The organism is Kineococcus aridisoli (assembly GCF_050871885.1).
Lineage (GTDB): Bacteria > Actinomycetota > Actinomycetes > Actinomycetales > Kineococcaceae > Kineococcus.
Genome location: NZ_JBJLSF010000179.1, coordinates 1 through 845, shown reverse-complemented (window position 1 = coordinate 845; position 845 = coordinate 1). Strand labels below are relative to the sequence as shown.

The 845-nt window shown below is 75.0% G+C and carries 1 protein-coding gene; it reads right to left on the bottom strand.

Going from position 1 to position 845, the window contains the following annotated elements; all coding sequences use genetic code 11:
* A partial coding sequence (locus ACRYM2_RS23165; RefSeq protein ID WP_432525057.1) for a Gfo/Idh/MocA family protein occupies positions 1-845 on the bottom strand: 845 nt, incomplete at both ends.

Genomic DNA, 845 nt, shown 5'->3' with positions numbered 1-845 from the left:
CCGGCGGTGACGCCGACGTCCTTCCAGTTGCCCTCGTGGTCGGCGTCCGGACCGGGCGCCGGCGCGCTGGCCGCCGAGTACAGCTCCACCGCACCCTCGAACATGTTCGGGTCCGGCACCGAGAGCGAGCCGCCGGTGCCGTGGACCTCGATGCGCGGCAGCCGCGCGGCCCAGGTGTCGAAGCTCATCACCAGCGTCGAGATCGCGCCGGAGGCGTGCTCGAGGATGCCGGTGATGTGGGTGTCGATCGTGACGGGGAAGGACTCCCCCGCCCGCGGGCCGGAGCCGATGGTGCGCTCGGCCGAGGGCCGGCTGGAGGCGCCGACCACCCGGGTGACCGGGCCCAGCAGGTGCACCAGCGAGGTCAGGTAGTACGGCCCCATGTCCAGCAGCGGACCGCCGCCGGGCTGGTAGTAGAAGTCCGGCTGCGGGTGCCAGCGCTCGTGCCCGGGAGTGGTCATGAACGCCGTCGCCGAGTGCGGGGTCCCGATCCGCCCGGCGTCCACCAGCGCGCGGGCGGTCTGCACCCCGGTGCCCAGGACGGTGTCGGGCGCGCAGCCGACGCGCAGCCCGGCCGCGGCCGCGGCCTTGACGACCTCGCGGCCCTCGGCCACGTCCATCGCCAGCGGCTTCTCGCCGTAGACGTGCTTGCCGGCCGCCAGCGCGGCCAGCGCGACCTCGGCGTGGGTGCGCGGCAGGGTGAGGTTGAGGACCACGTCGACGTCGTCGGCGGCCAGCAGCTGCTCCAGCGGCAGCGCACGGGCGCCGTGCTCGTCGGCCAGCGCCTGCGCCCGCTCGGGCACGAAGTCGCTGACCGCGGTGATCTGCAGCTGCGGCAGCCGCTT